This is a genomic window from Asanoa ferruginea, from assembly GCF_003387075.1.
GTDB lineage: Bacteria > Actinomycetota > Actinomycetes > Mycobacteriales > Micromonosporaceae > Asanoa > Asanoa ferruginea.
This window is the reverse complement of sequence record NZ_QUMQ01000001.1, coordinates 6,275,967-6,287,948: the sequence shown is the minus strand read 5'-3', so window position 1 is coordinate 6,287,948 and position 11,982 is coordinate 6,275,967. Positions and strand designations below refer to the sequence as shown.

Below are 11,982 nucleotides of genomic sequence, written 5' to 3'. Positions count from 1 at the left end.
GGTGGGGGTGTCCCGCCAATATGGGCCTCGAGGTGGCAAAAGCTTAGGAAACTTTACTATTCAAGTCAATGGATGTCTGATCCCATCGCTAAGCTCGTCGTCATGCGCGCTGCTGTTTATCGCGAGCACGGCCCCGCCGCCGACGTGCTCAAGGTCGAGGAGATCGAGACGCCCAGCCCCGGGCCGGGTGAGGTGCGGGTGCGGGTCGCCTACTCGGGCGTCAACCCGACCGACTGGAAGTCGCGGTCCGGCACCGTGCCGCTGCCCCGCGCGACCCACTTCCAGGTGCCCAACCAAGACGGTTCCGGCGTGATCGACGAGGTCGGCCCGGGCGTCGACCCGGCCCGCGTCGGTCAGCGGGTCTGGCTCTACATGGCCGCCTACCGCCGCCCCTACGGCAGCGCGGCGCAGTTCACCGTGATCCCCTCCGACCAGGCGATCCCGTTGCCCGACAACGCCTCCATGCAGCTCGGCGCCAGCCTGGGCGTGCCGGCCGTGACCGCGCACCGCTGCCTGTTCGCCGACGGCCCGATCGACGGCAAGACGGTGCTGGTCGCCGGCGGCGCCGGCGCGGTCGGCCACTTCGCGATCCAGCAGGCCCTCGCCGCCGGGGCCACCGTGCTCACCACCGTGTCCGGCGACGCGAAGCTGGCGTTGGCCCGCGAGGCCGGCGCCCGACACGTGGTCAACTACCGCTCGCCCGACGCCGCCGACCAGATCCGTGCCGTCGCGCCCGAGGGTGTCGACCGGTTCATCGAGGTGGCGCCGGCCAGCAACCTGCGGCTCGACCTCGACGTCGCCGCGCCAAACGCGATGATCGTCTGCTACGCCGCCGAGCCGCAGCCACCGCAACTGGTCGTCCGCGAGCTGATGAACCGCAACCTGGTGCTGCGCTTCGTGCTGCTCTACACGATGCCCGACGTCGCGTTCGCCGATGCGGCCGCCGACCTCACCGGCGCGCTGACGGCCGGCCTGCTCACTCCCCTGCCGACGACGGTCTTCCCGCTGGCCGACACCGCCGCCGCGCACGACGCGGTCGAAGGCGGCGCGGTGGGCAAGGTGCTGATCGCCGTCGACGACTCCATCGCGTGACTAGGGTGGGCGTGTGGCGTCAACGACTCTGGAGGTTGCCGGGCGCGAGGTGACGATCACCAACCCCGACCGGGTGGTGTTCCCCGAGGCCGGCCACACGAAGCTCGACCTGGTCCGCTACTACCTGACCGTGGCCGAGGGCGCGCTGCGCGGGGTGAGCGGTCGGCCGATGGTGCTCAAGCGCTTCGTCAAGGGCCTCACCGAAGAGGCGATCTGGCAGAAGCGCGCCCCGGCCAAGCGGCCCGACTGGATCGAGGTCGCCGAGTTGCACTACCGGTCGGGCACCTCGGCCGCCGAGACGGTGGTCCGCGACGCCGCCGGGCTGGCCTGGGTGGTCAACCTCGGCTGTGTCGACCTCAACCCGCACCCGGTCCGCGCCGAAGACCTCGACCGGCCCGACGAGTTGCGGATCGACCTCGACCCGATGCCCGGCGTCGAGTGGGGGCAGATCGTCGACGTGGCCCTGGTCGCCCGCGAGGTGCTCGAAGACCACGGGCTGACCGGGTGGCCGAAGACGTCGGGTTCGCGCGGCTTCCACATCTACGCCCGCATCGCGCCCAACTGGAGTTACCGCGACGTGCGCCTCGCGGCCGAGACAGTGGCCCGCGAGGTCGAGATCCGGGTGCCCGACCTGGCCACCGCCCGCTGGTGGAAAGAGGAGCGCGAAGGCGTCTTCGTCGACTTCAACCAGAACGCCAAAGACCGCACGGTGGCCTCGGCCTACTCGGTGCGGCCGGTGCCCGACGCCCGCGTGTCGACGCCGCTGACCTGGGCCGAGGTGCCCGACTGCCGGCCCGCCGACTTCACCCTGCCGACGGTGCTCGACCGCTGGGTGCAGGTGGGCGACCCGTGGACCGGCATCGAGTCGGCGACCGGGTCGCTCGAGCCGCTGCTCGACCTGGCCCGCCAGCTCGGCCCGGCCGAGAAGCCGCCGAAGGGCGTCGGCCGCCGGCAGTCGACCATGCCGCTGATCGAGATCGCCCGCTCGAAGACCAAGGACGAGTCGCTGGCCGGGCTCGAACGCTGGAAGGCCCGGCACGCCGCGATCGTCGGCTACCTCGAGCCGGCCGACGTGCTGGTCGACGGCATGCGCGGGCGCAGCTCGATCTGGTATCGGATCCGGGTCAACCTCCAGCACGTCCCGGAGGGCGAGCGGCCGGAGCAGGAGCCGCTGGAGGTCGACTACAACCCGTGGGCGCCGGGCGCGGGGTCCTAACGCTTGGCCAAACGCTCCAGATAACCGCTGATCGCCGCGCGCACGGCAGCGCTGTTCCAGACCTCGATCACCCCGTCGATGTCGTCGGCCGCCATCAGTCGGCGCGCGTCGGCCCGCAGCGCCGCTTTCGTCATCGTGAAGCTGACCGCGGGGATCGCGGCGAACGCCTCGGCCCGCGCGAGCGCCGCGTCGAGCAGCGCGTCGGGCTCGACCACCTCGTCGACCAGCCCGACCGCGAGCGCCTCGGCCGGCCGCAGCGCCTTGCCGGTGAGCACCAGCGCGGCGGTGCGCGGCCCGGCGACGAAGCGGATCGCCTCCAGCGCCGTCGCCGGGAACGGCACGCCGACCAGCAACTCGGCCACGCCGATCGTGCCGGCCGACATGAACCGGTAGTCGCAGCCCGCCGCGATCACGCAGCCGCCCGCGATCGCGTGCCCGTTGACGGCGGCGACAAGCGGCCGGGGGTGCTCGAACACCGTGCGGAACACGCCGCCCAGGGCGAGCAGGAACTCGCGGGTGTAGGACTCGCCGCCCTCGAGCAGCAGCTTGAGGTCGACGCCCGCGGAGAACGCCCGGCCGGCGCCGGTCAGCACCACCGCGGGCGCTTCGGTCAGGCCGTCGAGGGTCGCCGCCAGTTCCCGCAGCGTGTCCAGACCGAGCACGTTGACCGGACCGTTCTCGATCCGTACGACCGACACCGCACCGCGTTCCTCGACCGTGATCACCCGGTGATCATCGCACCGCGCCCGCCCCCGTGCTAGCGCCGCGGCGGCCCAGTCGTCGGCGGGCACGTGGCCGGCGCCGGTGACGCGACCACCACCGCGGTCGCCGGGGCACACGGGTTCGGCTCGCCACCCGAGCGCAGGAAGAACCAACCAACCAGCGCGACGAGTACGAGCAGCGCGCCCGCCACCACGCCGGCGCGACCGAACCGGCGGCCCGGTGCCGGGGGCTGCGCGGCTGAGGCGCCCGGCCAGTCGACCGGGACCGCTCGGGACGTCAGGGCCCGGAACGCCTCCTCGCCGGCCAGGAAGTGCCGATAGGCGGCCAGCGCCACCCGCCTCGCTCCGTCCAGATCGGACTGTCGCGGCGGCGTGCTGGTGGTTCCGGCGCGCACCAGGCCGTACATCATCAGCAGTGGTCTGCTCTGTTCGTCGCGCAGCGGGCGCTCAGCGCCCTCCTCACCCAGGTCCGCCGTGGTCAGGGCGTGCGTGACGTAGGCGACGGTGAACCGCCCGCCGCCGAGCGTGCGCATCCGGGGTGGCCCGCCGACCGGGCCGGGGCTGAGCACCTCGACCAGCACTCCGTAGCCGTCGGCGAGCACGTCCGGCGCCAGCACCGTGCTGTAGTCGCGGCGCCGGCCGGCCGCGACCGCCGCTGGCCAGGCGTGGGTGGCGGTCACGGCGTGCCGCCCAGCCGCGAACTGGACAGCCGGCCTTCGAGCACGTCGACCCGGCTGCGGAACTCGCGGATCACCTTGCGCTGCGCGAGTTGGAACTCCTCGATGTGCGACTCGGCGTCGTCGAGCAACCGGGTCACGGTGGCGTCGTGCGCCGCCGCGGCCTGCTCCTGGCGCTGCATCAGGTCGGCGGCGGCCAGCCCGACCAGCGAGGAGTAGAGCGGGTTGAGCGCGCCGATCACCCGGTTGGTCGACCGGATCAGCGTGGCGCCGAGATCGGCGAACGCCTCGCCGGGCGGGCGCCGGGTCTGCCGGCGCAACCGTTCGAACTCGGCGGCCAGCTTCGCCTGGTCGAGCCGCAACATGATCTGCTCGAACACGTCCGGGACGACGGCCGCGAGCGGAACATCCACATTGGTGGGTTCGATCAGCCCGTCGGGCAGCTTGGTCATCGCGCCCGACTCGTCGAGTTCGGCGAACGCGGGGCCGACGGCGGAGACCGGCACCAGCCGCACCACCCGGCGGCCGCTGTGCTCCTGCACGAGGTCGCGGAAACCCTGGTTCGACATCAGGAGCTTGCGGACGGTACGCAGCCGGCTGTCCTCGTCGACATCGACGTCCCGCAGCAGGTCCCACTTGGTGATCACGAAGGTGACCGGCTTCTCCACCACGAGCATCCGGCTGATCATCGCGGTCAGCGCGTGCTGTAGGCCCATCTGCCCTTCGCGCTTGCCGTCGATCCACTGGCGTACCCGATGCCCGTCAATGACCGCGACCAGCGCGTCGGCCGACTCGATCCGGTCGTCGAGGTCCTTCCAGAGGGTCGAGCCCGGCTCGGGCGGCTGGGTCAGCAGCGTGCCCGCGTAGTCGAGGTAGACCAGCTTGAGCACCGTGTGCAGGCCGCCGGACCCACCCCGGGTGCGCACGTCGAACGCGAACTCGCGGGTGTCGGCGGTCGCGGTGCCGGCCGGCCAGTCCCGACCCGGGTCCTCGACCTCGGTGAACCAGTGGTTGAGCAGCGCCACCTGCTCCCGCGGCGCCGCGAGGAAATAGCCGCGCCCACCCCAGGTCTGCATCTGGTGGTACATGCTGGCGAGCAGCAGCGTCTTGCCCGAGCCGCGCGGCCCGAGCGTGACGACCCGGAAGGTGGGCACACCGTCGTCGCCGCGTGGCGGGACGGCGACCGGCTTCGGTGCCCGGTTGCGGCGCCGGACCAGCACGACCACCGCCACCACGACGAGCACGACAAGCGCCAGGGTGATGAGATCCATGCCAGACGGAGTACGCGCGCCCCGCCGGTGATACGTCGATTACGTCGTGGTGCGCGGGAGTGACTGGCGGGCGGCGAGGGCGGCACCGCGGGCGCCGGCCATGTCGAGGTCGGGCACGAGCGCGAAGGCGGCGACCTTCTGCTGCTCCTCGCGCAGGTTGGTGTTTTTCCGGACCACCTCGAGGAACCACTGCCCGAACGCCGCCGAGGCCTGCACCACGCCACCGCCGACGAAATAGGCGTCGGGGTCGGTGAAGTTGGCGGCGATCGTGAAGAGCCGCCCCAGCGCGGTGGCCTGCTGCTCGAAGATCTTGACGGCCAGCGGGTCGCCGGCCTCACCGAGCCCGCGGACCAACTTGGCCGCCGTGGCCACCGAGCCTTCGGCCGCGAGCGGGTGGTCGGGATATTTCGCCAGCCAGTGCGGCAGCAGGTTGCGCTCGATGCCGGTCAGCGACGCGACGCTCTCGGCGTCGCCGAAGAAGCCGCAGTTGCAACTCGGCGTCGCCTGGTCACCGTCGAGCAGGCCCTCCATCGGGATGTGCACGTGGCCGAGCTCGCCGGCCATGCCGGCGGCGCCGGAGACGATCCGGCCGGCCTCGATCACGCCGCCGCCGAGCCCGGTGCCGACGATCGCGGAGACCGACGACCGGCTGGCCCCCATGAGTCCGAAATGGACGTGATGGGCGTAGAGCGCGGCGGCGTTGCCGTCGTTGTTGTAGACGACCGGCATGCCGAGGCGGGCCTCCAGCGCGCCGCGCACGTCGAAGCCCCGCCAGGCCGGGTCGACGAAGTTGGTCGAGCCCTTGGTCGAGATGACCCCGTCGGCGCTGGCCGGCCCGGGGGTGTCGAGCCCGACCGCGCGCACCGCGGCCCGCGGCACGCCGGTCGTGGCGAGCACGTTGTCGAAGGCCTCGGCGAGCGACTCGACCGCGACTGTCGGGCCCTCTTTCACCCGGCTCGGGCTCTCCAGCAGACCCTCGACGAGGAAGCCGCCGGCCGAGTCGAGCACGGTCGCGTTGTTGGCGTTGCCACCGTTGTCGAGGCCGACGACCACCCAGCGGTCACCCACGCTGTCGCTCATGAACTCGATCCTGCCACGTGGGTCTGTCAGCCGCCGTCGTCCGGACGCCGGAGGCGTTTGATCTCTCCCCGGCGTTTCTTCGCCGAGATCCGGCGCTCCTTCGCACCGCGCGACGGCCGGGTGGCTCGGCGTGGTGGCGGTGGGGGCTCGATCGCCCGCCTGACCAGGTCGGCCAGCCGGTCGAGGGCCGCCTCGCGGTTGCGGAGCTGGGCGCGGTGCTCCGACGCGACGACGGTGAGGACGCCGTCGACCAGGCGGTTGCCCAGCCGCTCCCGGGCGCGCTCCTTGAGCGCCGGGCGGAGCGCGGTGGTCGCTTCGAGATCCCAGGAGAGCTCGACCCGCGAGTCGGTGGTGTTGACCCCCTGGCCGCCGGGGCCGGAGGAGCGGGAGAAGCGCCAACGCAGCTCAGCCTCGGAGATCTCCACGCCGGGTCTGATCGTCAGGGGCGCCATGCCGCCCAGGATAGGTCCAATTCTGGTTTGACAGTACTTATATAAGTGCTGTTACATCGTTCTTCGTGGACCTTCTCGACAGCAGTCACTGGGGCCCGGTCTGGGCACTCCTGCACGACCTGGACCGCGACATCGCCGCGCTCTACGCGGAGGCGGGCATTGGGGAGGTGCGTACCCGCTATGTCGGACCGCTCATCCAGCTCTCCCGGCACGAGCCGTTGACCATCCAGGAATTGGCAACCCGGGTCGCCGTCACCCACTCGGCCATGAGCCAGACGGTCTCCGCGATGCGCCGGGCCGGCCTGGTCGACGACGCCGATAACGTCGACGGGCGCACCCGGCGGATCCGGCTCTCCGACCGCGGCCGCGAGCTGGTGCCGTTCCTGGCCGCCGAGTGGCGGGCCACCGAGACCAGCCTGCGCGAACTCGAGGCCGAGCTGCCCTACCCCCTGTCCACGGTGGTCGACGACATCCGGCGGGCGCTGGAGCGGCGGTCGTTCCGGGACCGGCTGCGCGCCAACTTCCAACGATGAGGGGCGCGCTCCTCGACCTGCGCCCGCTGCGCGAACACCCGACCTTCCGCCGGCTCTGGCTGGGCACCACGCTGTCCGGCTTCGGCGGCCAGTTCGGCGGCTTCGCGGTCGTCTTCTACGTCTGGGACCGGACACACAGCCCGGCTCTGGTCGGCCTGATCGGCCTGGTCACGGCCGTCCCGCTGGTGGCGGTGGCGCTGCTCGGCAGCGCGTTCGTCGACCACGTCGACCGGCGCCGGCTCGCCACCCGGGCAACCTGGGGCCTGCTGGCGACCAGCCTGCTGATGGCGGTCACCGCCGTGACGGCCAGCCCGGTCTGGCTAATGCTCGTGCTGGCCGCCCTGCATTCGGCGTTGTCGGCATTGTCTTATCCAGCATTGCGCGCCTTCACCCCCGTGTTGCTGCCACCATCGCGGCTCGCCGCGGGGCTCGCCCTCAACCACCTCTCCTTCCAACTCGCGATGTTGTTGGGCCCGGCCGCCGCCGGCCTGCTCACCGCGGTCTCCGGCACGACGGCGTGCTTCGTCGTGGACGCGGTCTCGTTCGGCGCCGCGCTGATCGGCATCGCCGGGCTGCCGCGAGCGACCGGTTCTTCGGGCGGCGGGGCCGGCCTGGGTGCGGTCCGCGACGGAATCCGGTTCGCGGTGCGCACCCGCCCGGTCGCCGGGGCGCTCCTCGCGGACCTCTGCGCCACCCTGCTCGCCATGCCGGTCGCCGTCTTCCCGGTCGTCAACCAGGAGAAGTTCGGCGGCTCACCGAAGACCCTCGGCCTGTTCCTGACCGCGATCGGCGTCGGCGGGGCGCTCGCCTCGCTGCTGTCCGGGCTGTCCACCCGGCATGCCCGGCCCGGTGTGTTGCTGCTGGCGTGCGGCGGGGTCTGGGGGTTGGGGCTGGCACTGGCGGGGGTATTCGACCCGTTGCCTGCGGTGCTCGGCTGCCTCGCGCTCGCGGGGGCGGCCGACACCTGGGCCGTGGTCGCTCGAGGGACGGTGGTGCAGTCGGCCACGCCGGACGCCTATCTGGGGCGGGTCGCCGCCCTCGAACACGTGGTCGGGGTGGCCGGGCCGGAGGTGGGCAACCTGCGGGCCGGCTTGGTGGCGTCGGCCACCTCGGGCGCCGCGGCCCTGGTGATCGGCGGGTTGGCCTGCGTCGCCGGGACGGCTCTGCTGGCCACCTTCATCCGGCCGCTGCGCACAGCAACTGTCCCAACGCCAGCGACGGCCGGCCCGCCAGCACCGTGAAGCCGGCCAACGCTTTGGTCGCCGCGGCGGTGAGTGCGGCGTCGTCGAACACGTCGCCGGCCAGGACGACCACGTCGAGGCCGGTCTCGTCGGCACACCGCCGCGCCTGCTCGGCGACCAGCGCGGCGACCGTGGCCCGCACGCGGCCGGCGACCAGCTCCGCGGGCACACCGCCGCGCACGTCTTCGACAACGGCCCGCACCAACGAACCCGGATCCAACCCCATCATCGGGTACGGATCGCCAGCCACCGCTTGGGTCACCGCATCTCGATCAACGGTTGGTCGGCCACCGTCTCGGCCGATGGTCGCTGAGCCCGCGCCTTGGCCGGCGGTCTGGACTCCTGTTTGGCCGATCGCCGATCGATCAACCGTGGGTGAGCTGGCGTCCGGCGCCAGGCCGGACGGGTCTCCAACCTGACCAACCCCCGGCCGCCGACCCCCTCGACCCACCACCGGCGCGCTCGGATCCTCACTGGCAGCCGACCGGTCTCCAACCTGACCAACCCCCGGCCGCCAACCCCCTCGACCCACCACCGGCGCGCTCGGATCCTCACTGGCAGCCGACCGGTCTCCAACCTGACCAACCCCCGGCCGCCAACCCCTTCGACCCACCACCGGTGCGCTCGGATCCTCACTGGCAGTCGATCGGTCTCCGTCCCACCCAGCCGCCGATCGACTGGTCGACGGGCCGCGCCCATCCTTGCCAGATGTCGGCCGGCGCTCGTCGCCGCGGGCCGTGCTCTCACCAACCTCCGGCCCATCCGGTGGTGCGGTGGCCGTGCCGAGGAGGGACGCGATCGCGTCGAGGAGTTGGCCCAGGCTCGACGTGGTGGCGCAGCCGTAGCCGGTTTCGAGTTGGTGTGCCAGCACCCGGCGTTCGCGGTTCGAGCAGGCACGCACCGGGAGCAGGTCCAGGTCCCAGCGAACCCCGGCATGCCGGAGGTGGGCCAGCCCGGCCCGGTGCGGCCGGTCGGGTGCGGTGCCGGCGCAGCGGACGTAGTCGAGGTGCGCGAAGCGCCGAAAGCTCTTGTAGCCCGCCACCAGCACCTCACCGCCCCAGGTGGTTCCGTCCGGGCCGTAGCCGCCACGGTCGAAAGCGAACCCGATCACCTGCTCGTCCGGACCCACGCCATGCGCGGCCAGCACGGCCGCGATCAGCGCGTGGTGGCGCCCCACCGCGCGGACCGGCAGGCCCGACCGGGCTGCCCACGAGCGGGCCGGATCGCCCGGGTGCAGGTCGACCGCGACCAGTTCCGGCGCCACGCCGGCCTCGGCGGCCAGCGCACGCCGCGCGGCGTCCGGCGACGGGAACGCGCCCGACCAGGCGCGCCGGCCCACCCCGAGTGCGCCGACGCCGGCGCTCACGGCCAGGGTCGGCGCCACCGACCAGGGCAGCATGATCACCACCACGCGAATTCTTCCGACCTGGGGCGGGCTAAGTGGCGCTTATTAATGCTTTCCGTTGCGTCATCGGGTAGCGCCCCGGCGCGGCAGCAGGGGCGCGGCCGTCCTGGCCCGCACGGCACCGCGCCACACGCCGGCGCCATAGGCGGCGTCGTCGGCGACGCTCGCCAGCGTCCAGCGCAGCGGGTCGATTCCCGGCCGCAGCCGCCACCACTCCTCCAGCGCCGGACCCGCGACCAACGCCGCGACGACCGCGAGCCGGCGACGGCCGGTCAGCCCGGCCGCCACTGCCAGCGGCAACGCGAGCTGCGTGGTGGCCCGACCGAGCCCGCGCAGGGTCGCCCCCACCGCCTGCGCGGTGAGCGCCGGCGCCATCCCGGGCGGCGCCCCCGCCTCGGCGAGCCGCCGGGCCAGCCGGACGGCGGAAACCGCACCCGCCGCGACCGCCGGGACCGGGCGCCGGGCGAGCAGCAACGCCGCCACCGCCGCCGGCCACGGCTGCCAGACCATCGGTGCCAGCCGGCCCGGGTGGCGGACCGCCAACGGACCCGCCGATGTTCCATAGTGGAACCTGCGGCGCAGGTAGGCCGGCCACGTGCCGGGCTCCGCGTGCACCACCTCGACCGCCGGGTTGTAGCGCACCTGCCAGCCCGCATCGACCAGGTGCCAGACCGCGTCCACGTCTTCCCCGTAGCGCAGCCGCTCGTCGAACGGCGCCAGCGCCGACCGGCGCACCATCAGCGCGGCGGTGGGCACATAGGACACCCGGGAGCCCGGGCGCACCAACGCCTCTCGCGGTCCCAGGTCCAGCGGCGAGCGCGCCTGGGAATAGGCCCGGAGCGCCGGACCGCCCGACGGCAGCGGCACGACCCGAGGGGCCACCGCACCGACCAAGGGGTCGGCGAAGTGCGCGCCAAGCTGAGAAAGCCAGCCGGGCGGGACGACGCAGTCGCTGTCGAGGAACGCCACGAACTCGGCGTCCGCGACGGCGGCCAGGCCGGTGTTGCGGGCCGCCGCCGGTCCCCCGCTGATCGGCCGCCGCACCAGTGTCGCACCGTGGGCCGCGACCACCGACGCGACCGCCTCCGGAAACGTCGAGCCGTCGTCGACGACGACCACCCGCGATCCGTCGTCCAGCGCCGCCAGGCAGAGTTCGAGCTCGGCCGTCCGGTCCTTGACCGGAATCACCACCGCCACATTGAGCCCGGCCGGCGCCGGCGGGCGCGGGTGCGCGACGCCGGCGGTGACCAGTCGCCGGGCCAACGCACCGGCGAGGCGCGAGCGCACCGGGCCGGACCGCAGCGTTGCGAAGACCTCGCGGCCCGCCTCGGTCAGCCTCACGATCCGCCTCGGGTCGCCGCCGAAGAGGTCGCCGCTCGGCAACACGACCGTCGACGGGTCGAGCACCACCAGGAAGCCCACCGGCAGCGGCTCGGTCACAGCGCCAGGCCCGCGTCGACCGGTACGACCGCGCCGGTCATCCCGCTCGCGCCCGGGCCGGCCAGGAACGCCAGCGCCGCGGCCACCTCCGCCGGCGCCAACAGACGTTCGAGCGGCTGCTGTGCGGCGAACGACGCTGCTGACGGGAGGTCGTACAGGCGGGCGCTCTCGTCCAGGATCTTCGTCTCGGTCGAACCGGGGCTCACCGCATTGGCGGTCACCCCCGTGCCGCGCAGGTCGGCGGCGAGCCCTCGGATCAGGCCGGCCACTCCGGCCTTGGCCGCGCAGTAGGCGGCGAGCATCGGCAACCCGCGGGTGGCGGCCGCGGAGGCGACAGCGATGAAGCGCCCGTCGCGCGGCGCGGGCCGGCGCAGCAGGGCCGGCACCGCCGCCCGGGCCAATGCCACCACGCCGAAAAGGTCGACGTCGAGCACCGTGTCGAGCTGGTCACGGGGCATTTCCCACAGGGGTACGCCGCCCGCGATCACCCCGGCCACCCCGATCGCCGCGTCGAGGCCGCCCCACTCCGCTTCCGCCCAGGCGACCGCGTCGCAGAGGCCGTTCTCGTCGCGGACGTCGGCCTCGAACCCGGCAACGACACCGCCCGCGGCGTTGCCCGCCGCCACCGAGGCCGCCAGGTCGTCCGGCGTGCCCAACGCATACGGCAGCGCCGGATCGTCGGTGCACGCGTCGACCGCGAGCACCCGCCACCCATCGGCCGCCAACGCCAACACGGTGGCCGCGCCGATCCCCCGCGCCGCCCCCGTCACCAGCGCGACCCGACTCACGACGCGCCCAACCCACGGCGCGACCCGGCTCCTGGCGCGCCCAACCCACGGCACGACCCGGCTCC

At 73.3% G+C, this 11,982-nt stretch carries 12 protein-coding genes; 4 read left to right on the top strand and 8 right to left on the bottom strand.

What is annotated here, in order from left to right:
• Positions 1-102 precede the first annotated feature (102 nt).
• Both DFJ67_RS29395 and DFJ67_RS29390 read left to right on the top strand, forming a co-directional pair.
• A complete protein-coding gene (locus DFJ67_RS29395; RefSeq protein WP_116071016.1) occupies positions 103-1,092 on the top strand; it encodes an NADPH:quinone reductase in 990 nt (329 codons plus the stop codon).
• Positions 1,093-1,105: 13 nt separating this feature from the next.
• On the top strand, positions 1,106-2,308 hold the full coding sequence (locus DFJ67_RS29390) for a DNA polymerase domain-containing protein (protein WP_116071014.1): 1,203 nt from the start codon (positions 1,106-1,108) through the stop codon (positions 2,306-2,308).
• On the opposite strand, the gene DFJ67_RS29385 is transcribed toward DFJ67_RS29390, so the two are convergent.
• The 5 genes from DFJ67_RS29385 to arfB are packed head-to-tail and all read right to left on the bottom strand — an operon-like array spanning position 2,305 to position 6,510.
• Entirely contained in the window at positions 2,305-3,033 is a 729-nt protein-coding gene (locus tag DFJ67_RS29385; RefSeq protein ID WP_116076777.1) for an enoyl-CoA hydratase/isomerase family protein, read from the bottom strand. The two genes, DFJ67_RS29390 and DFJ67_RS29385, sit on opposite strands and share 4 nt — an antisense overlap.
• 32 nt (positions 3,034-3,065) lie before the next feature.
• The gene (locus DFJ67_RS29380; protein ID WP_116071012.1) at positions 3,066-3,710 is read right to left on the bottom strand and encodes a hypothetical protein; all 645 of its coding nucleotides are present in this window, start codon (positions 3,708-3,710) and stop codon (positions 3,066-3,068) included.
• Positions 3,707-4,978 (bottom strand): GTPase domain-containing protein, encoded by a 1,272-nt coding sequence (locus DFJ67_RS29375; protein ID WP_116071010.1) that lies wholly within the window; start codon positions 4,976-4,978, stop codon positions 3,707-3,709. Before DFJ67_RS29375 ends, DFJ67_RS29380 begins: the two co-directional genes overlap by 4 nt.
• Positions 4,979-5,017: 39 nt before the next feature.
• Positions 5,018-6,058 (bottom strand): ROK family protein, encoded by a 1,041-nt coding sequence (locus DFJ67_RS29370; RefSeq protein WP_116071008.1) that lies wholly within the window; start codon positions 6,056-6,058, stop codon positions 5,018-5,020.
• Positions 6,059-6,084: 26 nt separating this feature from the next.
• Entirely contained in the window at positions 6,085-6,510 is a 426-nt protein-coding gene (gene arfB / locus DFJ67_RS29365; protein WP_116071006.1) for an alternative ribosome rescue aminoacyl-tRNA hydrolase ArfB, read from the bottom strand.
• 65 nt (positions 6,511-6,575) lie between these two features.
• On the opposite strand from arfB, the gene DFJ67_RS29360 reads away from it, so the two are divergent.
• Together DFJ67_RS29360 and DFJ67_RS29355 are read left to right on the top strand one after the other, a co-directional pair.
• Positions 6,576-7,043 carry a MarR family winged helix-turn-helix transcriptional regulator gene (locus DFJ67_RS29360; RefSeq protein ID WP_239097478.1) on the top strand — a complete coding sequence of 156 codons (468 nt, stop codon included), beginning with the start codon at positions 6,576-6,578 and terminating at the stop codon, positions 7,041-7,043.
• Complete coding sequence (locus DFJ67_RS29355; RefSeq protein WP_116071004.1) at positions 7,040-8,284, top strand: MFS transporter; 1,245 nt, start codon at positions 7,040-7,042, stop codon at positions 8,282-8,284. Before DFJ67_RS29360 ends, DFJ67_RS29355 begins: the two co-directional genes overlap by 4 nt.
• Here DFJ67_RS29355 and DFJ67_RS29350 read toward each other — a convergent pair.
• The 3 genes from DFJ67_RS29350 to DFJ67_RS29340 all read right to left on the bottom strand — a co-directional run bounded on the left by DFJ67_RS29350 (position 8,220) and on the right by DFJ67_RS29340 (position 11,917).
• Positions 8,220-9,683 carry a Kae1-like domain-containing protein gene (locus DFJ67_RS29350; protein WP_342353854.1) on the bottom strand — a complete coding sequence of 488 codons (1,464 nt, stop codon included), beginning with the start codon at positions 9,681-9,683 and terminating at the stop codon, positions 8,220-8,222. The genes DFJ67_RS29355 and DFJ67_RS29350 overlap by 65 nt on opposite strands.
• Positions 9,684-9,752: 69 nt before the next feature.
• Positions 9,753-11,129, bottom strand: coding sequence for a mycofactocin biosynthesis glycosyltransferase MftF (gene mftF / locus DFJ67_RS29345; protein WP_203784345.1), 1,377 nt, complete (start codon positions 11,127-11,129; stop codon positions 9,753-9,755).
• Positions 11,126-11,917: a mycofactocin-coupled SDR family oxidoreductase gene (locus tag DFJ67_RS29340; protein ID WP_116071000.1), complete on the bottom strand. Its 792-nt coding sequence runs from the start codon at positions 11,915-11,917 to the stop codon at positions 11,126-11,128. Before DFJ67_RS29340 ends, mftF begins: the two co-directional genes overlap by 4 nt.
• Between the last annotated feature and the right edge of the window lie 65 nt (positions 11,918-11,982).